Source organism: Rudaea sp., from assembly GCF_057139185.1.
Genome location: NZ_DBNHDN010000016.1, coordinates 1 through 18,164, shown reverse-complemented (window position 1 = coordinate 18,164; position 18,164 = coordinate 1). Strand labels below are relative to the sequence as shown.

General features: G+C 64.6%; 20 protein-coding genes and 2 rRNA genes. 7 read left to right on the top strand and 15 right to left on the bottom strand.

Features of this window, described 5'->3' with window-relative positions:
- Positions 1-66 precede the first annotated feature (66 nt).
- The 6 genes from xerC to AC16HO_RS06090 all read right to left on the bottom strand — a co-directional run bounded on the left by xerC (position 67) and on the right by AC16HO_RS06090 (position 4,644).
- Positions 67-963: a tyrosine recombinase XerC gene (xerC, locus tag AC16HO_RS06115; protein ID WP_395641176.1), complete on the bottom strand. Its 897-nt coding sequence runs from the start codon at positions 961-963 to the stop codon at positions 67-69.
- Positions 960-1,658, bottom strand: a complete 699-nt coding sequence (locus AC16HO_RS06110; RefSeq protein WP_395641175.1) for a DUF484 family protein — start codon at positions 1,656-1,658, stop codon at positions 960-962. The genes xerC and AC16HO_RS06110 overlap by 4 nt, the downstream gene beginning before the upstream one ends.
- Positions 1,651-2,478: a diaminopimelate epimerase gene (gene dapF, locus AC16HO_RS06105; protein WP_395641174.1), complete on the bottom strand. Its 828-nt coding sequence runs from the start codon at positions 2,476-2,478 to the stop codon at positions 1,651-1,653. The genes AC16HO_RS06110 and dapF overlap by 8 nt, the downstream gene beginning before the upstream one ends.
- Positions 2,479-2,493: 15 nt before the next feature.
- Positions 2,494-2,688 (bottom strand): LPS translocon maturation chaperone LptM, encoded by a 195-nt coding sequence (gene lptM / locus AC16HO_RS06100; protein ID WP_395641173.1) that lies wholly within the window; start codon positions 2,686-2,688, stop codon positions 2,494-2,496.
- A gap of 209 nt (positions 2,689-2,897) precedes the next feature.
- Positions 2,898-3,686 carry an SEL1-like repeat protein gene (locus AC16HO_RS06095; protein WP_395641172.1) on the bottom strand — a complete coding sequence of 263 codons (789 nt, stop codon included), beginning with the start codon at positions 3,684-3,686 and terminating at the stop codon, positions 2,898-2,900.
- A gap of 172 nt (positions 3,687-3,858) precedes the next feature.
- Positions 3,859-4,644: an AraC family transcriptional regulator gene (locus AC16HO_RS06090; protein WP_395641171.1), complete on the bottom strand. Its 786-nt coding sequence runs from the start codon at positions 4,642-4,644 to the stop codon at positions 3,859-3,861.
- Positions 4,645-4,812: 168 nt separating this feature from the next.
- Here AC16HO_RS06090 and AC16HO_RS06085 point away from each other — a divergent pair, with 168 nt between their 5' ends.
- From AC16HO_RS06085 to AC16HO_RS06070, 4 genes are all read left to right on the top strand, one after another.
- On the top strand, positions 4,813-6,048 hold the full coding sequence (locus AC16HO_RS06085) for an MFS transporter (protein WP_395641170.1): 1,236 nt from the start codon (positions 4,813-4,815) through the stop codon (positions 6,046-6,048).
- 40 nt (positions 6,049-6,088) lie between these two features.
- Complete coding sequence (locus tag AC16HO_RS06080) at positions 6,089-6,484, top strand: hypothetical protein (protein WP_395641169.1); 396 nt, start codon at positions 6,089-6,091, stop codon at positions 6,482-6,484.
- Positions 6,485-6,667: 183 nt separating this feature from the next.
- The gene (locus AC16HO_RS06075; protein ID WP_395641168.1) at positions 6,668-7,081 is read left to right on the top strand and encodes a hypothetical protein; all 414 of its coding nucleotides are present in this window, start codon (positions 6,668-6,670) and stop codon (positions 7,079-7,081) included.
- A 9-nt stretch (positions 7,082-7,090) separates the two neighbouring features.
- Positions 7,091-7,597 (top strand): hypothetical protein, encoded by a 507-nt coding sequence (locus tag AC16HO_RS06070; RefSeq protein WP_395641167.1) that lies wholly within the window; start codon positions 7,091-7,093, stop codon positions 7,595-7,597.
- On the opposite strand, the gene glyS is transcribed toward AC16HO_RS06070, so the two are convergent.
- On the bottom strand, positions 7,583-9,817 hold the full coding sequence (glyS, locus tag AC16HO_RS06065; protein WP_395641166.1) for a glycine--tRNA ligase subunit beta: 2,235 nt from the start codon (positions 9,815-9,817) through the stop codon (positions 7,583-7,585). The two genes, AC16HO_RS06070 and glyS, sit on opposite strands and share 15 nt — an antisense overlap.
- The gene (glyQ, locus tag AC16HO_RS06060) at positions 9,817-10,737 is read right to left on the bottom strand and encodes a glycine--tRNA ligase subunit alpha (RefSeq protein ID WP_395641165.1); all 921 of its coding nucleotides are present in this window, start codon (positions 10,735-10,737) and stop codon (positions 9,817-9,819) included. The genes glyS and glyQ overlap by 1 nt, the downstream gene beginning before the upstream one ends.
- Positions 10,738-10,845: 108 nt before the next feature.
- Here glyQ and tfpB point away from each other — a divergent pair, with 108 nt between their 5' ends.
- Positions 10,846-12,669 carry a type IV pilus assembly ATPase TfpB gene (gene tfpB, locus AC16HO_RS06055; RefSeq protein ID WP_395641164.1) on the top strand — a complete coding sequence of 608 codons (1,824 nt, stop codon included), beginning with the start codon at positions 10,846-10,848 and terminating at the stop codon, positions 12,667-12,669.
- Between the two features lie 130 nt (positions 12,670-12,799).
- Here the strand turns inward: tfpB and AC16HO_RS06050 are convergent, their stop codons facing one another.
- The 5 genes from AC16HO_RS06050 to AC16HO_RS06030 all read right to left on the bottom strand — a co-directional run bounded on the left by AC16HO_RS06050 (position 12,800) and on the right by AC16HO_RS06030 (position 15,181).
- Positions 12,800-12,973, bottom strand: coding sequence for a hypothetical protein (locus AC16HO_RS06050; RefSeq protein ID WP_018972274.1), 174 nt, complete (start codon positions 12,971-12,973; stop codon positions 12,800-12,802).
- A 138-nt stretch (positions 12,974-13,111) separates the two neighbouring features.
- Positions 13,112-13,879, bottom strand: a complete 768-nt coding sequence (gene tatC, locus AC16HO_RS06045) for a twin-arginine translocase subunit TatC (protein ID WP_395641163.1) — start codon at positions 13,877-13,879, stop codon at positions 13,112-13,114.
- A complete protein-coding gene (gene tatB / locus AC16HO_RS06040; RefSeq protein ID WP_395641162.1) occupies positions 13,866-14,231 on the bottom strand; it encodes a Sec-independent protein translocase protein TatB in 366 nt (121 codons plus the stop codon). Before tatB ends, tatC begins: the two co-directional genes overlap by 14 nt.
- A gap of 20 nt (positions 14,232-14,251) precedes the next feature.
- On the bottom strand, positions 14,252-14,473 hold the full coding sequence (gene tatA / locus AC16HO_RS06035; protein ID WP_395641161.1) for a Sec-independent protein translocase subunit TatA: 222 nt from the start codon (positions 14,471-14,473) through the stop codon (positions 14,252-14,254).
- A 63-nt stretch (positions 14,474-14,536) separates the two neighbouring features.
- Complete coding sequence (locus AC16HO_RS06030) at positions 14,537-15,181, bottom strand: lipid-binding SYLF domain-containing protein (RefSeq protein WP_395641657.1); 645 nt, start codon at positions 15,179-15,181, stop codon at positions 14,537-14,539.
- A gap of 123 nt (positions 15,182-15,304) precedes the next feature.
- Here AC16HO_RS06030 and hemH point away from each other — a divergent pair, with 123 nt between their 5' ends.
- Together hemH and AC16HO_RS06020 are read left to right on the top strand one after the other, a co-directional pair.
- Complete coding sequence (hemH, locus tag AC16HO_RS06025; protein WP_395641160.1) at positions 15,305-16,345, top strand: ferrochelatase; 1,041 nt, start codon at positions 15,305-15,307, stop codon at positions 16,343-16,345.
- Positions 16,332-17,216, top strand: coding sequence for an alpha/beta fold hydrolase (locus tag AC16HO_RS06020; protein WP_395641159.1), 885 nt, complete (start codon positions 16,332-16,334; stop codon positions 17,214-17,216). The genes hemH and AC16HO_RS06020 overlap by 14 nt, the downstream gene beginning before the upstream one ends.
- Before the next feature lie 203 nt (positions 17,217-17,419).
- On the opposite strand, the gene rrf is transcribed toward AC16HO_RS06020, so the two are convergent.
- Both rrf and AC16HO_RS06010 read right to left on the bottom strand, forming a co-directional pair.
- Positions 17,420-17,534 (bottom strand): 5S ribosomal RNA (gene rrf, locus AC16HO_RS06015).
- A 162-nt stretch (positions 17,535-17,696) separates the two neighbouring features.
- Positions 17,697-18,164: ribosomal RNA gene (locus tag AC16HO_RS06010) — 23S ribosomal RNA — on the bottom strand; the annotation flags it as partial.

Here is an 18,164-nt window from a genome sequence, read left to right as displayed (position 1 = left end):
CGCCGATTCATCGGCGTTGATTGTAGTGATCGCATGCCTTCCCGACGATACCGGAACGAGGAAAGACTATTTTTTCCGCCGCGCACGCGGATGCGCCGTGTCGTAGACGCGGGCGAGATGCTGGAAGTCGAGATGCGTGTAGATCTGCGTCGTGGCGATGTCGGCGTGACCGAGCAGCTCCTGCACCGCGCGCAGGTCGCCCGAGGACTCGAGCATATGGCTGGCGAACGAATGGCGCATGAGGTGCGGATAGACGCGCCGTTCGATGCCCTGTGCCTTGGCCCACGCCTTCATGCGCGTGCGCACGCTCGCCGCTCCGATCGGCGCACCGTTGCGACCACGGAATACCGGCTCGTCTTCGCTCGCGACCTGTTCGAGTTCGCGCAGCACGCGCAGCGCGGCCAGCGCCTTCGCGCCTACCGGCACGATGCGCGTCTTGCGGCCCTTGCCGGTGACGCGCACGCTCGCATCGGCAAGATCGAGGTCGCGCCATCTCAGGCCGACCAGTTCGGAGATGCGCAGTCCGCTCGAATACAGCAGCTCGAGGATCGCGCGATCGCGTCGGGCCTCGGCGCCGTCGGTCGGGATCTCGACGAGCGTGGCCATTTCGTCCACGTCGAGCACCTGCGGCAACTTGCGCGGAGCCTTCGGCGCACGCACGCCGGCGGCGGGATCGTGCTTCAATTCGCCGCCGCGCAGCAGGAACTTGAACAGGCTGCGGCAGGCGGACAGGCGCGCCTGCAGCGTCTTCGGCGCGATGCCCGCGCGGTGCTCACCGGCGATGAAATTGCGCAACGCATCGCTGCGCAGTGCGTCCCAGCCGGCGAGGTGGCGCGCCTCGGCATAGGCCACCAGCCGGGTCAGGTCGTGGCGATAGCGGATCAGCGTTTGCGGCGAGTAGTTCTTCTCGACCTGCAGATGGTCGAGAAACCGCTCTACCGCCGCAGTCAGCGATTCGCTCATCCGTGCGCCGGAAACCTCGCGATTGCCGCAGAGACGGTTTCGGCGATCAGCTTGAGGAATATCGTGCCCATGCCGGGGTGAAAGCGGTTCGCATCGGCGCTGCCGATCGCGAGCAGGCCGAGCGGCGCATCGCGCTCGCCCAGTGCGACCAGTGCGGACGAGTGCACCTCGTCGGCATGCTTGCCGAACAGGAAATCTAGTTTCTCGGCGTGCAGGCGGCCGCACAAGGCTTCGCCATTGCGGAAGAATTCGGCGAATTCGGGCAGCGCCGGCATGCCCTGCGGCTGCACGATCAGCCAATCGGCGGCTGGCAGTTCGGGGTCGGCGCGCAGCAACACCAGCCTGACGAAGTCGGTGGAAAAATCCTCGCGCAAGCCGGCGACGACGCGGCGCACGCTGCCGGCCAGCGTCGCTTCGCGCATCAGCGAGAGATTGAGCGCGTGCACCCGCTGCATGAGTTGTTCGTTCTCGTTGGCGATGCTCACCAGCTCGGTCAGCCGCCGGCCCAGATCGCGATTCTTGTCGCGCAGCACGTCGAGTTGGTAGCTGGCGAGCGAAGTCGTCTTGCCTTCCTCGCGCGGCGGCAGCAGGGTCAGGGCGAGGTCGGGATAGTCGTGCAGGAACGCCGGATGGCGGCGCAGGTAGCTCGCCACTTCGGCCGGAGTGACGCCGTCCTTGCTCACCGTGTCATTCATGCCAGTCTCCTTCGTAGACGAATGCAGCCGGACCCGTCATCCACAGCGCGTGGCCCGGACCGTCCCAGCGAATTTCGAGCCTGCCGCCCGGCAAGTCGACGGCGACGGTGGCATCGACCTTCGCACGCCGACGCAGCACCGCGACCGCGGCGCAGGCGCCGGTGCCGCAGGCCAGGGTTTCGCCGGCGCCGCGCTCGCGCACGCGCAGCTTGACGTGCGTGCGATCGACGAACTGGACGACACCGATATTGCAGCCTTGTGGAAAATGCGCATTTGTGGACAATGCCGCTCCGATCTGCGCCAGCGGCGCGACGGCGACGTCGGCGACCTCGATCACCGCGTGCGGATTGCCCATCGACACGGCGCCGAACTCGATGCGCTCGTCGTCGACCACCAGCACATACGGATCGGCCGCGGGCAGGGTCAGTGGAACATCGTCCGGGGCGAAACGCGGCTCGCCCATGTCGACACGCACGCGGCCGTCGGCCAGCAGTTCGACCGCGACCGGCCCGGACGGCGCCTGCAACCGCGCCGCGCCCGTGCCGAGCGCGCCCGCGCGCTTGAGCCAGGCGGCGACGCAACGCACGCCGTTGCCGCACTGCCCGCTCTTTGAGCCGTCGGCGTTGTAGATGCCGTAGTAGAAAAGACAGGACGGATCGCGCGCCAGCTCTATCGTCAGCAACTGGTCGAAGCCGATGCCCACATGGCGGTCGCCCAAGGCCACGATCTGCGCTGCATCGAGCGCGAATGGCTGCGTGCGGCAATCAAGCACGACGAAATCGTTGCCGATGCCGTGCATCTTGGAGAAATGCAGACCCATCGGGCGCCGCCGACCTCAGCGCCGGCCCGCCGCATCGCCGCTTCTGGCGGCCGGCGCCGGCGCACTCGCGGGCTGGTCCTTTTGCTTGTCCTTGCCCTGCTGCTGTTCCGGGGTCTTGTCGGGCAGCACCAGGGGACCCTTGTTGCCGCAGGCGCTGAGCGCGAGCGCGGCGGCGAGGACGAGCGAGGTGAGACGAAGTGCGTGGGACATGATTCGTGTGCCGAAGGGCCAGACGCCGCAAGTATAACCTGCGTGCCGGCGCGCTTCGCCGCGGCGGCGCGTCCGCGCGATCTGCACTGGGTGTGTGCCGACATCGCGCGACGACCGCCGCCCGGCAGGCGGCAATCGTCGTCAACAGCCGGAGTTGGGCTTGCCCGCGATCCACCTCCCAGGGCGACCGCAACACGCAACGTGGCGCGCTATTGCTTCTTTGCGTCCTTGTTTTGGGACGCGTCAGCCGCAGGGACGGGCGCCGCGTTCGGCTGCGCGAGTTTGTCGATCGCCTTGCCCTGCTCCTCAAGCGAACCCACGGTCACCGTGGCTTTCCATTCGCGGTCGCGCTTGGCGAAGTACAGATCGGGATCCCAGTTGTCCTTCGCGTACATGTCGCTGCCGCCGCAGCCGGCCTGCGACACAGTGCGGCCGCCGACGACGAGGGCGGGGCCGCAGTTGTCCTTGGTGTTGAGATGGCTCACGCCCGAATCGAAGCCGGTGCGCGATCCGGTGAGCTGCATCTGCCCCTGGCGCAACTGCACGGCGAGGCGCGGCTTGGCCACCGCGTCGCCATAGCGCTCGGCAAGCTTGGCGCGCAACTGCATCGCCTGCACGAGCTGCTCGGGAGTGAGCTCGGCCTTGAGACTGTCGCGCGTGGCGACGAAGTCGGGATAGTCGCGCTCGGCGGCAAGATCGATCCACGCGAACGCCGTGACCGGGTCCTTCTTCACGCCCTCGCCGTTCATGTACATCAGGCCGGTGCTGAGCTGAGACAGCTTGTCTGCGTAGTACGCCCCGATCTCGAAGTACTTGAGCGCGCCGGCATAGTCCTTGTGCGCGTAGCGGCGCATGCCCACGGTCATGCCGAACAGATCAGGATGGAACCAGGTCGAAGCATTGGCCATCGCGCGCAGGGTCTTCTGCACGCCGGGATCATCGAGCGGATCGTCGTCCGCATGCGCCACCGGGGACAGCGCCAGCACAGCTACCGTCATGTACAAGATTCGCTTGCCGAAACTTCCACGCATCGCACTCTCCTTGGGTTTGCGTCGCCGCGGCGCCATGGCGGCGGCGACAACAGTCTGTACAACAGGCCGGCCTGCGACCAGTGTCAAAAGACATGGGATGCGGGGCTAGGGTTCCGCAGCCACGAAAGGCGTGCCGGGCTCAGCCGGGCGCGGGCCCGGGCCCGGCAGCGTAGGCGCTGGGCGCCACACCGGTCTGGCTGCGGAACATCTGCGTGAACGCCGACGGGTTGGCGTAACCGAAGTCGAGTGCGATGGTCGTGATCGAATCGCCCGCGGCAAGGCGCGGCAACGCGGCGACGACGCAGGCCTGACGGCACCAGGCGGCGAAGCTGGTGTCGGTCTGTTCGCGGAACAGGCGCGTGAACGAGCGTCGCGACATGTTGAATTCCGCACACCAGTCGTCGATGGTCTCGTGCGGCGTCGGCTTGTCGAGGAACGCGCGGCAGCGCGCGGCGAGTTTGGGTGCGGTCGGCAGACTGATGTTGAGCGGCAGGGTCGGCAACTGTTCGATCTCGGCGATCAGCAAGCGCATGATCAAGCCGGCGCGCGCGTGCACGTCGTACTTCGCCGGCAGGTCGACGGCTTCGAGCAACAGCGCGCGCACCAGTGGCGTGATGCCCAGCACGCGGCATTCGTCCGGCAACTTTCTGGTGACCGCAGGCTCGAGGAAGATACTGCGGGTGGTGACCGGGCCGACCGCGTAGACATCATGGTAGACGCCGGCCGGTATCCACAACGCGCGCTGCGGTGGTACCACCCAGCGACCCTGCGGCGTGGTGACAATCATCAGTCCGCTCGCGCCGTAGAGCAGTTGATTGCGCCGGTGCTGATGCGAGCCGCGGGCGACGCCGGGAGCGTAGTCGTTGCCGACCGAGATGATCGGGCGCGGGGTCGCTTCATAGTCGTCGACGTTGGCGTTGCGCATGCGTGCACTCAATCGGCAAGGGGACCAAAGAGCTGACCGGAGTCGCGCTTGCGCGCGACACTTGCGTCGGTGGCCCAACCTCGCAGATCGTTGACCTGTCTGCGGCGGTGGGCGAATGCGAACGATTCTAACCTGCATGCGTCGAATCCGTAGCACCGGGCCGAACCGATGAACACCAATTCCGCTGTCGCCAGCGGCAACGCCTCGACCGCAATACCGGCCGGCTCCGGCACGGCACTGGGTGTGCTCGCCGCGGTCAGCTCCTCGCATTTTCTCAACGACCTGATCCAGTCGCTGCTACCGTCGATCTACCCGATTCTGAAAAGCAACTACGCGCTGGACTTCGGCCAGATCGGCCTGTTGACCTTCACCTATCAACTCACTGCCTCGCTGCTGCAGCCGCTGGTCGGCGCGTACACCGACCGCAAGCCGCTGCCGTACTCGCTGCCGGCCGGCATGGGTTTCACCCTTTGCGGCTTGCTGCTGCTTTCGCAAGCCGGATCGTTTCCGATGCTGCTGCTCGCCGCGGCCTTGATCGGCACGGGTTCGTCGATCTTCCATCCCGAATCCTCACGCATCGCGCGTCTGGCCTCGGGCGGGCGCCACGGCTTCGCCCAGTCGTTTTTCCAGGTCGGCGGCAATGCGGGATCGGCGCTGGGACCGCTGCTTGCCGCGTTCGTGATCCTGCCGCATGGACAAGGCGCGCTGGCCTGGGTCTCGGCGCTGGCGCTCGCGGGTATCGTGCTGTTGACGCGCGTCGGGCTATGGTACGCGCCACGCGCGAAGCCGAAGGCAGCCAGGGCCGCGACCGCAGCGGCCACGCTACCGAAGCGCAAGGTCATGATCGCCATCGGCGTGCTGCTGGCGCTGATCTTCTCCAAGTACTTCTACCTGATCAGCCTGTCGAACTACTATACTTTTTACCTGATCGAGAAATTCCACGTCAGCACGCAAAGCGCACAGATCCACCTGTTCTACTTTCTCGGCGCGGTCGCGCTCGGCACGCTGGTCGGCGGACCGATCGGCGACAAGGTCGGGCGCAAGTGGGTGATCTGGGTATCGATCCTCGGCGTGCTGCCGTTCTCACTGCTGCTGCCGCATGCGGGTCTGTTCTGGACCACCGCGCTCACGGTGGTGATCGGCCTGATCCTGTCGAGCGCGTTCTCGGCGATTCTCGTCTATGCCACCGAACTTCTGCCCGGCAACGTCGGCATGGTCGCCGGCATGTTCTTCGGCTTCGCCTTCGGCATGGGTGGCATTGCCGCCGCGGTGCTCGGCGAACTTGCCGACCTCAACGGCATCGAGTACGTCTATCGACTTTGTGCCTGGCTGCCTGCGATCGGCCTGCTGACCGCCTTCCTGCCGGACCTGCATCGGCCACGCATTGCGCCGGGCATGGCCTGATCGGTGCGCAGCACTAGACGGTACGCGCGTGCCCTGCGTCGTGAGCGGGGCGAAAGAGACGAAGCTCGACGGCAGCAACAGCCGCCTGCTCACGGACGACATGCTCACGCTCTACCCGCAATTGTGGAATGCGATCGCTTGCCAGGTGCTGTTGCTCGGCATGAAGCGCCACACGCGCCTTGCTGCGGCCGCCCTGTGGATCGCCGGCTGCGACGATTCGGACCAACCCGGGGAATGGACGTTCATCAAGACTTTCTCGCCATGTCAAAATGTGGAAAAAAAGGGGAAAAGTATCCTCCCCTGCTGTTCACCACCTCGACGCGCGACGACCGTGTCGTTCTACGAGAACATCGGAGGCGACCACGACGCCGCAGCCGGCAACGAGCAGGCCGCGTTCATGTCGCGTTGGGGTACGAATACCTCTGGGCGCACGTAAAATGAGAGCGCCTTGGCATCATTTTTGCCCCGACCGCGTGCCGTCCTGCGCGCAGTCATTGCGGGACGCGGAAAAGCGGAGTAGCGTCTTCCGCGCTTGATCAAGAGACGACATGTGGCAGCAGCGATCGCGCTGCTGCCTTGGCACCCGTATTGTCCATCCACCGCAACGGAGGGTTGGAATATGGCGAAGTTGCCTGTGGTGCGCGCGCTTGCGGGTATCTGCGCGCTTGCGGCCTTTGCGCCTGCCGCGGGCGCGGCCGACGAGCCGGACGTGAAAGCCGACGACGAGTCGCTTTCCTGCGATGCGATCTACGCCGAGGGCTTCAAGATCGTTCAGAGCGAACAGCAGCAGCGCGACGCCGTTCGCAACAGGATGGACGCCGAGGCAAAGGGTACGGCGGCGCTGGTCGCGACCGCGATGACGGTGGGACAGGCCGACCCGACGCATGCGACTGGAATCGCCGCCAAGGCGGCGCTCGAAGGCATGGTGAAAAGCCAGGTGGACCTGGGTACACAAGCCTCCGCGGCACGACCCGATGCTCGCAAAGAGCGTCTGCGCACACTGTGGACGCAGAAGCACTGCACGAAAAACTAGGAGACTGCCATGAAAAACCGATGGCTGAGGCCGACCCTGCTCCTTGCTTGCGCTTTCATCACCGCAACCTGTTTCGCGGCCGGTGACTCCGGCGCGCGGCCCGGCGACGAGGCGATGAGCTGCGCGCAAATCGCCTCGGAGATGCAGCCCTATGCTGCGGCGATGCGTGGCAACATCGCCGCGCTCAACGACACCAACATGCAGCTTCTCGCGCTGGGGCAAAAGCAGCAAGCGCGGGACGCGCCACAAATCAACGCCACGACCCAGGCGGCTGGTGCTGCCTGCGGCTATGTTGGCGGTCCGGCGTGCATGGCGGCCACCCGGGCCGACCAGGCGAACCGCGACGCCGTCAAGGAACGCGAAGCGGCCGAATCCAAGCCACTTCGGGACCAGAACCTGGCGCAGTCCAAAACCTTGGTCGCGCAGAGCCAGCAGATGCAGTCGAACGAACGCCTGATGCACCTCATGCAGCTTGGCCACGCCAAGGGTTGCGACCGCAGTTCACGCCCCCGGTAACAGCGAGATGTCGGCGACATCGAGGAACATGCGGCGCAGGCGCGTCAGCAGCGCGAGACGGTTGGCGCGCCTGGCGGAGTCGTCGACCATCACCATGACGGCGTCGAAAAACTTGTCGACCGGCTCGCGCAGGCCCGCGAGCTGGCCGAGCGTCTCGACATAGCGGCCCTGCGCGGCGAGCGGCGCGATCGCAGCAGCGGTCGCTTCGACTGCGCGATGCAGGTCGGCCTCCGCACCGGCGTCGAGCAGGGCCGGGTCGATCTTGTTGCCCGGCTCCCCACCGGCCTGGCGCAGAATGTTGCCGATGCGCTTGTTCGCCGCGGCCAGCGCCTGCGCCTGCGGCAGTTTGGCGAATTCAACTACGGCGCGCAGGCGGCGGTCGAAGTCGGCCAGATCGGCTGGCGCGAGTGCACGCACGGCTTCGAAGGCTTCGGCGGCAATGCCTTGATCGACGTAGTAGCTGCGCAAACGATCAAGCACGAAGTCGTACAGTTCGGCCGCGAGCGCCTCGCGACGCATACCGGCGTTGAGCGCAGGTTGCCTGCCATCCTTGCCTTTCGGCAGGCCCGCGGCGAGCGCGCTGTCGGGCAACAATTGCAGGGCTTCGACGAGCAGCGCCGTGAGATCGAGCGCAAGATCGCCTTCGATCAGATTGCGCGCAAGCCCAAGCGCGGCGCGGCGCAGCGCGAACGGGTCCTTGTTGCCGCTCGGCTTCATGCCGACCGCGAAGATGCCGGCGAGCGTGTCGAGGCGTTCGGCAACGGCAAGCACCTGACCGACCTTGCCCTGCGCGATCTTGTCGCCGGCGAAACGCGGCGCGTAGAACTCGTCGAGCGCTTGCGCGACTTCGGCGTTCTCGCCGTTCGCGCACCCGTAGTAGCGGCCCATCACGCCTTGCAGCTCGGGGAATTCGCCAACCATGCGCGTGAGCAGGTCGCACTTCGACAATGCTGCTGCGCGCGTGGCCAGGCCCGCGTCAACACCGAGGCGATTGGCGATCACGCGCGCGAGTTCCGCGACGCGCACGCTCTTGTCCCAGACGCTGCCGAGGTTTTGCTGATAGGTCACCGACTTCAACGCATCCTGCTGCGCAGCGAGCGGCGTCTTCAGGTCTTCGTCCCAGAAGAACTTCGCGTCGGCGAAACGCGGGCGGATCACGCGCTCATAGCCTTTGCGGATCTCGCCCGGATCCTTCGATTCGATGTTGGCGACGCCGATGAAATGCTCGGTGAGCCTGCCGTTCGCGTCGAACACCGGCACGAACTTCTGGTTCGTCTCCATCGTCGTCACCAGCGCTTCCTGCGGCACGGCGAGGAATTCGCGCTCGAACGCGCAGGCGATCGCGACCGGCCATTCGGTCAGGTTGGCGATCTCGTCGCACAGCGCAGCGGACAGGCGCGGCACGCCTCCGGTCTGCTTCGCGGCGCGCGCGACTTCCTCGCGCACGCGCGCGCGGCGCGCGGCCGGATCGGCCAGCACCTTCGCCGCGCGCAGTGAGTCCAGCCAGGAATCCGCGTCGGCGACAGGCACGGGCTGCGGATGGTGGAAGCGGTGGCCGCGCGACTGGCGCCCGGACTTCAGGCCGAGGATTTCGCCCTCGACGACGTCGCTGCCGTAGAGCATCACCAGCCAGTGTGCCGGGCGCACGAAGGCGTAATCGTGATTGCTCCAGCGCATCGGCTTCGGGACCGGCAGCGCCTTGAGTGCCTCGGCGACGATCTCGGCAATCAGTTCCGCGGTCGGGCGACCCGGCTTCTCGCTGCGCGCGACGAAGCGTTCGCCTTTCGCGTCGACGATGCGCTGCAATTGATCGATGGCGACGCCATTCTTTGCGGCAAACCCGGTCAGTGCCGGTGTCGGCGCGCCATTCGCATCGAGACCGATGTTGAGGTACGGCCCCAGCACTTCGGACTTCTGCGGCGGTTGCTCGGCGGCGACGTCCGGGATCAGCACGGCGAGGCGCCGTGGCGAGCAGTATCTTTCGAACGAAATCCTGCGGGCGCCTGGGACGAGTGTGCTTTTCTCGGACGAGTTTGTGCCAGCACCGGTGAGAAGCTGCGCGAATTCTCCGAACGTTACCGGCTCACCAGCCAATCCTCTGGTAGTCAGCCCTCTAGAAACGACGTTGCCAAAACTTTCTGCAAGTTCGTCGAGCGCCTTCGGCGGCAGCTCCTCGGTACCGAGTTCAATCAGCAGAGACTTCTTCGTCGCCGTGGACATCAGGCGGCTTCCTTCTTGTTCTTGATTCCTGAATTTTTCAAGCCCGGAAATCCGAGTTTCTCGCGCTGCGCGTAATAGGCCTCGGCGACTGCGCGCGAAAGCGTGCGCACGCGCAGAATGTAGCGCTGGCGCTCGGTCACGCTGATCGCGCGGCGCGCGTCGAGCAGGTTGAAGGTGTGGCTGGCCTTCATCACCTGCTCGTAGGCCGGCAGTGGCAGGCCGGCCTCGACGAGTTTCTTCGCCTCGGCTTCGCAGGTGTCGAACCAAGCGAACAGTTTCTCGACGTTGGCATGTTCGAAGTTGTACGTCGATTGCTCGACTTCGTTCTGGTGGAACACGTCGCCGTAGGTGACCACGCCGTGCGGCGCCTGGGTCCAGACCAGGTCATAGACGTTGTCGATATTCTGCAGGTACATCGCGAGACGTTCGAGGCCGTAGGTGATCTCGCCGGTCACCGGCCGGCATTCGAGGCCGCCGGCCTGCTGGAAGTAGGTGAACTGGGTCACCTCCATGCCGTTCAGCCAGACTTCCCAGCCCAGGCCCCAGGCACCCAGGGTCGGCGATTCCCAGTTGTCCTCGACGAAGCGCAGGTCGTGCACGAGCGGGTCGACGCCGAGTTCCTTCAGCGAACCGATGTACCGGTCGAGGATGTTGTCCGGATTCGGTTTCATCACCACCTGGTACTGATAATAGTGCTGCAGGCGGTTCGGATTCTGGCCGTAACGGCCGTCGGTCGGCCGCCGCGAGGGCTGCACATAGGCCGCCGCCCATGGTTCCGGGCCGAGCGCGCGCAGGAACGTGGCCGGGTGGAAAGTACCTGCGCCGACCTCGGTGTCGAGCGGCTGCAGCAGTACGCAGCCCTGTTCGGCCCAGTAGCGGTTCAGGGTCTGGATAATGTCCTGGAAAGTCGGGCCTGCCATCGGATTCACATTGTCTGCGCGGTTGCGGGCGGAAAGCGCGTTAGTATATCGGCAGACGTGCGGCCGCGCTGCGGCGCAAAAACCATGGCGCGCAGGCAAGGGGACGTGATGGCCACAGCTCCACAACGCAGCAACGCATCGGCTGCAGCGCAGACGGCAAAACCCGACCCGGAGTTGTCGCTGCACCGCAAGCTCGACCTCGACGCTGTGCTCGGCGTGCTTCAGCGCGATGGCATCCTCGGCAAGGACGACGCGCTCAAGGTTCGTGCCGATGCGCGCACTGCCCGCAACCAGATCGAACTGCACCCGCTGGCCCTGATCGCTAACCTCAAACTGGTCAACGCATGGGACAAGAAGCCGCTGAGTCTGGAGGTACTGACTCAGTGGCTCGCCGACAAGGCCGCGCTACCCTACCTCAAGATCGACCCGATGAAGGTCGACGTCGCCGCGGTGACCCAGGTGATCTCGCATGCGTATGCGCAGCGCTACCGCATTTTGCCGGTCGAGGTCAGCGCGCAGCAGGTGACGATCGCCAGCTGCGAACCGTTCGACACGCGCTGGCTGGCGGATATCGGCCATATCCTGCGTCGCGAAGTGCGCCGCGTCGTGGTCAATCCGGTCGACTTGCAACGCTACCTGGTCGAGTTCTATGGCGTGCAGCGCTCGATCCAGAAGGCGCGTGACGCGAAGACCGACACAAACGCCATCCTCAATTTCGAGCAGTTGCTGGAATTGGGCAAATCGGGCGATGTCGGTGCCGATGACCGCCATGTCGTGCACATCGTCGACTGGCTGCTGCAATACGCGTTCGAACAGCGCGCCTCCGACATCCACCTCGAGCCGCGCCGCGACACGAGCCCGATCCGCTTCCGCATCGACGGCGTGATGCACAAGGTGTTCGAGCTGCCGACGCCGGTGATGACCGCGGTGACCGCGCGCGTGAAGATCCTCGGTCGCATGGATCTGGCCGAGAAGCGCCGCCCGCAGGATGGCCGCATCAAGACGCGCTCCGGCGGCGGCCGCGAAGTCGAACTGCGCCTGTCGACGATGCCGACGGCGTTCGGCGAGAAGGTCGTCATGCGCATCTTCGACCCGGACATCGTGGTCAAGGAGTTCCGCCAGCTCGGCTTCTCGATGGACGAGGAACTGATCTGGCGTGGCTTGGTCGAGCGGCCGCACGGCATTGTCCTCGTCACCGGGCCGACCGGCTCGGGCAAGACGACGACATTGTATTCGACGCTGAAGCACCTGGCGACGCCCGACATCAACGTCTGTACGGTCGAAGACCCGATCGAAATGGTTTCACCTGAATTCAACCAGATGCAGGTGCAGACATCGATCGATCTCGATTTCGCGACGGGCGTGCGCACGCTGATGCGCCAGGATCCGGACATCATCATGGTCGGCGAGATCCGCGACCTCGAGACCGCGCAGATGGCGATCCAGGCCTCGTTGACCGGCCATCTCGTGTTGTCGACCTTGCATACCAACGATGCGCCGAGCGCGCTGCCGCGCCTGCTCGACCTCGGCGCGCCGCACTACCTGATCCAGTCGACGCTGACCGGCGTCGTCGCCCAGCGCCTCGTGCGCACGCTGTGTCCGCACTGCAAGGCGGAGACCGCGCTCGACGCGCGCGCCTGGGATGCGCTGGTGCATCGTTGGGGCATCCCGCCGCCTGCGCGCGTCTATGGCCCGACCGGCTGCCTGGAATGCCGCAACACCGGTTTCCTCGGCCGCACCGGCATCTACGAAATGATGCGCATTTCCGCGCCGATCCGGCGCATGATCCAGCCCGAGATCGATCTCGGCCGGCTGACCGAAACCGCGCTCGCCGAAGGCATGCGGCCGTTGCGTGTGTCGGCGGCGGCGCAGGTCGCACGCGGGGTCACGACGATACCCGAGGTGATCGGAGTGCTGCCGCCGGTCGAATGAACCGGTGGATGCTGTGTTGTATAGAAAGCAGCATTTTACAAGCCCGCGACAAAAAAAGCGGCCGCATGGCCGCTTTGCTTTCCCCTGCCGCAGCGATCGCGCTGCGGATCGTGCGATTCGTGGGCCTTGCTTACTTCTTCGCCTTGCGCGTCGTCGCAGCCTTGGCGAGGAAATTGTTGATCGCCTCGTTGGTCACGTCGTACAAAGGCCGGCCCGCATTCGCCGCAGCAGCCTTGAGCGCATCGCGTACTTTCTTGGAAACGCGCAACGAAGCGTCGCGGGTCTCTTCTTCGTTCTTTGCCATAGGAAGCTCCGGATAGGGGTAAACAGCTTCGAGAAGATTGCGCAAACATTGTATACAGGGATGAGTGAAAAGCAACGTGCGGCCGCAGCACGGTGCAAATTTTCACAATGATACAAAGTCGGCAGCGCGTGGCCGCGCCTAGGTCCGCGTCACGTCCGGTCGTTGTTCGGGTTGTGCGCGGGTAAGGAGGCGTGCGCCGATGATGCCGAGCTCGTAGAGCACGCACATCGGAATCGCGAGCATCAGCATCGACAGCGCGTCGGGCGGAGTCAGGAACGCGGCGACCACGAATGCGCCCACGATCGCATAGCGGCGGCTTTCGGCCAGCTGCGCCGGCGTCACCACGCCGACGAGAACGAGAATCAACAATACCACCGGAATCTCGAAGCACAGACCGAAGGCGAGGAACAGCAGCAAGGTGAAATCCAGATATTTGCCGATGTCGGGCGACACGGTCACACCGGCCGGCGCGAAGCCGGCCGTGAACTTCGCCACGGCCGGCAGCACGAGGAAGTAGGCGAAGGCGCAACCGATATAGAACAAAATCACCGCCGAGACGAGAATCGGCACCGCGAAGCGCTTCTCATGCTTGTACAAGCCGGGCGCGACGAAGGCCCAGAGTTGGTAGAGCACCACCGGCATCGCGAGCACGAGCGCGACGAAGAAGGCGAACTTGACCGGAATCAGGAACGGTGAGATCACCTCGATCGCGATCATCGATCCGCCGTGCGGAAGATGCGCGACCAGCGGCAGCGCCAACCAGCCGTAGAGTTTGTTCGCGAACGGCAACAGGCACAGCAGCACGACCATCACCGCCACGACCGCCTTGAGCAGACGTTCGCGTAGTTCGATCAAGTGCGAGATGAGGCTCTGCTCGCCCTCGTCCCCGGATTCAGCGTTGCTCATGACCGATGGCGTCCTGGGCTGAATTCGGTGGTTGCGCCGGGACGGACGAAGCAGTGCCTGCGGCCTCGACGTCGGCGGCAGTCTGCTCGATCGATGAACGCACTTCGGCCGAAGCACCGCGGATGTCGTTCTGCAGGTCAGCGGCGGCGTTCTTGGCATCCTCGATGCTGCGCTTGAGGTCCTCTGCCTGCAGCTCGCGCTCGATCTCATCACGCACACTCTGCCAGCTGTTGCGCGCGCGCCTGGCGAGCGCGCCTGCGGTGCGCGCCACGCGCGGCAGGCGCTCGGGGCCGAGCACGAGCAGGGCGACGACCGCGATCAGGCCCATTTCGCCGAAACTGAAATCGAACATGACGGGATTGTCGGCGTCGGTCAGTGCGAATCGACCTTGTCGGCCTTGGTTTGCGCGTTGTCGGCTTGCGCCGGCGGATCCGCCTTCAATTGCGCCTGGTCGTCTGGATCGGCCATGCCCTTCTTGAAGCCCTTGATCGCCTGACCGACGTCTTCGCCGATGTTGCGCAACCGCTTCGTACCGAATACGAGGGCGACAATGACGAGCAGGATGAGCCAATGCCAGATGCTGAAACCACCCATAAACCCTCCGAAAACCGTTGCAATCGAGGGATGGGATGATATCGCATCGGCGCCGGGGAAGCCTTAGTGCCCGTATTCCTCGAGCCGGTCGCGGAAGTCGACGATCGCGTTCGGCACATTGCTGACGCCGCCGGCGAAGATGCGCCGCGGCGTCACTCCGGCACCGTAGACCGCGGCATTCGCGTCGTTGTCGATCGAGATCACCGAGCCGTCGAGTGCGGCACCTGCGAACAGTCCGCGCGCACGCGAGTAGGAAAAGATCTCCGCCTTCATCTGCGCGTCCGTCGATGCCTGCGCGCTGCGCCCGACCGGGCCGGCCGCGGCGGAGGCATCCGCGCCGAGAGTGAACTTGCCATGCACGATCGAATCGACGCCGCGCTGGGTACGAAACACTAGGATCACGTCGGTCGAGGACACCCCGGCCTGGAAGCCGATGCTGCCGCCCGACATCGAAATGAAGCTCGGATTGCTCCAGGTTCCATTGTCGGTCTTCACCGAGATCAGTCCCAGGCCATGGCGACCGCCGATCACCAGACCGGCCTTGATCACATCCGGAATCACCGCAACCGCATATGCGTTGGCGATCATGTCGGACGGCAGACCCTTGTCGGGCGCCTGGGTCAGATCGCGCAGCACGCGCACGGCGTTGGCCGCGCGCTGGTTTTCCGCCTCGCCGGCGGACGCAGCCGAGACGCAGCCGAAGGTCAGTGCAAGAAAGAGTAGCCAGCTTTTCACTTACATATCCTCGATGCGGCAATCCACTGAAAGTAACCCGGCGCGCATGAACATGTCGACAACCGGGCCCGCGGGACGCACACGTATAATCGCGCGATGAGCAACATTATCTCGCTTGGAGAGGCCTCCGGACACGTGCCCGTCACGAATGCCGCGGTGCTGCTGATCAATCTCGGCACGCCCGATGCGCCGACGCCGGCCGCGGTGCGTCGCTACCTCGCGGAATTCCTCTCCGATCCGCGAGTGATCGAAACGCCGCGCTGGTTGTGGTGGCCGGTCCTGCACGGGGTGATCCTGCGCGTGCGTCCGGCGCGCTCGGCCCATGCCTATTCGGGCATCTGGACCGGGCAAGGCTCGCCGTTGCTCGTCCACAGCCACGCGCTGGCCGCAAACCTGCGCAAGCGGTTCGAGCCGGCAGGCGTGCTGGTCGAGTTGGCCATGCGCTACGGCAATCCATCCATGCACGAGACGATCGCACGCCTGCACGCGCAGGGTGTGCGACGTCTGCTCGTGCTACCGCTGTATCCGCAGTACTCCGCCGCCTCGACCGGCTCGGCATTCGACGCTGCGACGCGTGCGCTGCAGGCATTGCGCTGGCCACCTGAGTTGCGCTTCGTCAATGACTATCACGACGATGCCCGTTACATAGATGCGCTTGCAGGAAGCGTGCGCGATTTCTGGCGACAACACGGTCGTGCGCAGAAGCTGTTGCTGTCGTTCCATGGTTTGCCGCGACGCTGCATCGATCATGGCGATCCATATCTCGATCATTGCCGCGGGACCGCGCAATTGCTGCGCGCCAAACTCGGATTGAGCGAGGAAGAATGCGTGCTGGGCTTCCAGTCACGCGTCGGACGCGAAGCCTGGATCCAGCCGTACACCGAGGAGTTACTCGATCGCTGGCCTGGCGCGGGCGTGCGCAAAGTTCAAGTGCTCTGTCCCGGCTTTGCGGTGGACTGCCTGGAAACGCTGGAGGAAATCGCAATCCGCGACCGCAATCGTTTCATCGCGGCCGGCGGTGAGTCGCTCGACTACATTCCCGCGCTCAATGCCGGGCAAGCGCATGTCGATGCGCTCGCCGTGCTGATCGGGCGGCATCTGCAAGGTTGGACGCAATCCACTCATGCGCACACGTGAACGCACGATAGTCACGCCGTACCTGCGACTGGCGGCAAAGGAGTGGGGCGATGCGGCTTTGCCGCCACTGATCGCCATCCACGGCTGGCTCGACAATGCGGCCAGCTTCGACGCGCTCGCGCCGTTGCTCGCCGCACACTTCCATGTCGTCGCAATCGACCTGCCAGGTCACGGCCGCTCGCAGCATCGGCCAGCCGGCGTGCGCTACCACTTCGTCGACTATCTCGATGATGTATTGGCGACGGCGGATGCGCTGGGCTGGAAGAAATTCAGTTTGCTCGGCCATTCGCTGGGCGGCGGCATCGCGAGCTTTGTCGCCGCGGCGTTTCCCGAACGCGTGGAGACACTGTTCCTGATCGAAGTCGCCGGCGCGGTCAGCGCGCCGGTCGAAAAATCGCTGGAGCAACTGCGGAAGGGCATCGTGCAATCTCGCGAGAATGCGGGCAAGGAGTTGCGCGTGTTCGCCGACATCGAGATCGCCGTTGCAGCGAGGCGCAAGGCCGGCGATTTGTCGGATGCCGCGGCACGTGTGCTCGTGCTGCGCGGTATCCGCAAAGTCGAGGGCGGTTGGTCGTGGTCGTCCGATCCACGCCTGATGCCGGCTTCGCCGCAGCGTTTCTCCGAAGACCAGGTACTTGCGATCCTCGCCGGGGTGCAGGCGCCGACGCTGTTCGTCCTCGCCGAACCGATTGCGATGCAGATTCCCGAAAGCCCGATGCTCGCGCGCGCCGCGCAGATACCGAAGCTGAACCTCGTGAGCCTGCCCGGCAACCATCATCTGCATCTGGAAGATGCCCGCCCGGTGGCTGCAGCGATGCTGGATTTCCTTGGCAGCTCGACAGCTCCTCTGCAAACCACGACGACGGGTTAGAAGCCGCTTACCGAGCCGTAGATCACGAGCGCTGCGCCGCAGGCGCGGCGCGAACGGCGCAGCCGGCCTGACGCCGGATGAGGTCTACTTAGTCGTCTCTGAAAAATCTCCACGGGCAGGTCATGCACGACGCCCCGGGCCGGTTCAAAATGCCCAAATAGAAAACCCTCGAGCCTTTCGACTCGAGGGTTTTTGGATGAAGCCCCTGGCAGTGACCTACTCTCGCATGGCTTAAGCCACACTACCATCGGCGCGGGTGCGTTTCACTTCCGTGTTCGGGATGGGAACGGGTGGGACCACACTGCTGTATCCGCCAGGGAATCGTTGGAGTTGCTGCCGGATTCGAACCCGAATCGGCGCAACCCTGCATTGGGACCTGGGACGTAACTTGCGTCGAGCTCTCTCGAGCGACGTGCATTGAGTCAATTGCTTGGCGAGTTCTCAGTGAGTCCTCTCAAAGCCAAAGCGACTTTGAGTTATATGATCAAGCCACACGGATCATTAGTATCGGTTAGCTCGGCATTACTGCGATACACACCCGACCTATCAACCACCTAGTCTTGATGGTTCCTTCAGGGAGCTTAAGCTCCGGGATGTCTCATCTTGAGGCGCGCTTCCCGCTTAGATGCTTTCAGCGGTTATCGCTTCCGTATATAGCTACCCGGCAGTGCCACTGGCGTGACAACCGGAACACCAGAGATACGTCCACTCCGGTCCTCTCGTACTAGGAGCAGCCCCTCTCAAACATCCAACGCCCATGGCAGATAGGGACCGAACTGTCTCACGACGTTCTGAACCCAGCTCGCGTACCACTTTAAATGGCGAACAGCCATACCCTTGGGACCGGCTACAGCCCCAGGATGTGATGAGCCGACATCGAGGTGCCAAACACCGCCGTCGATATGAACTCTTGGGCGGTATCAGCCTGTTATCCCCGGCGTACCTTTT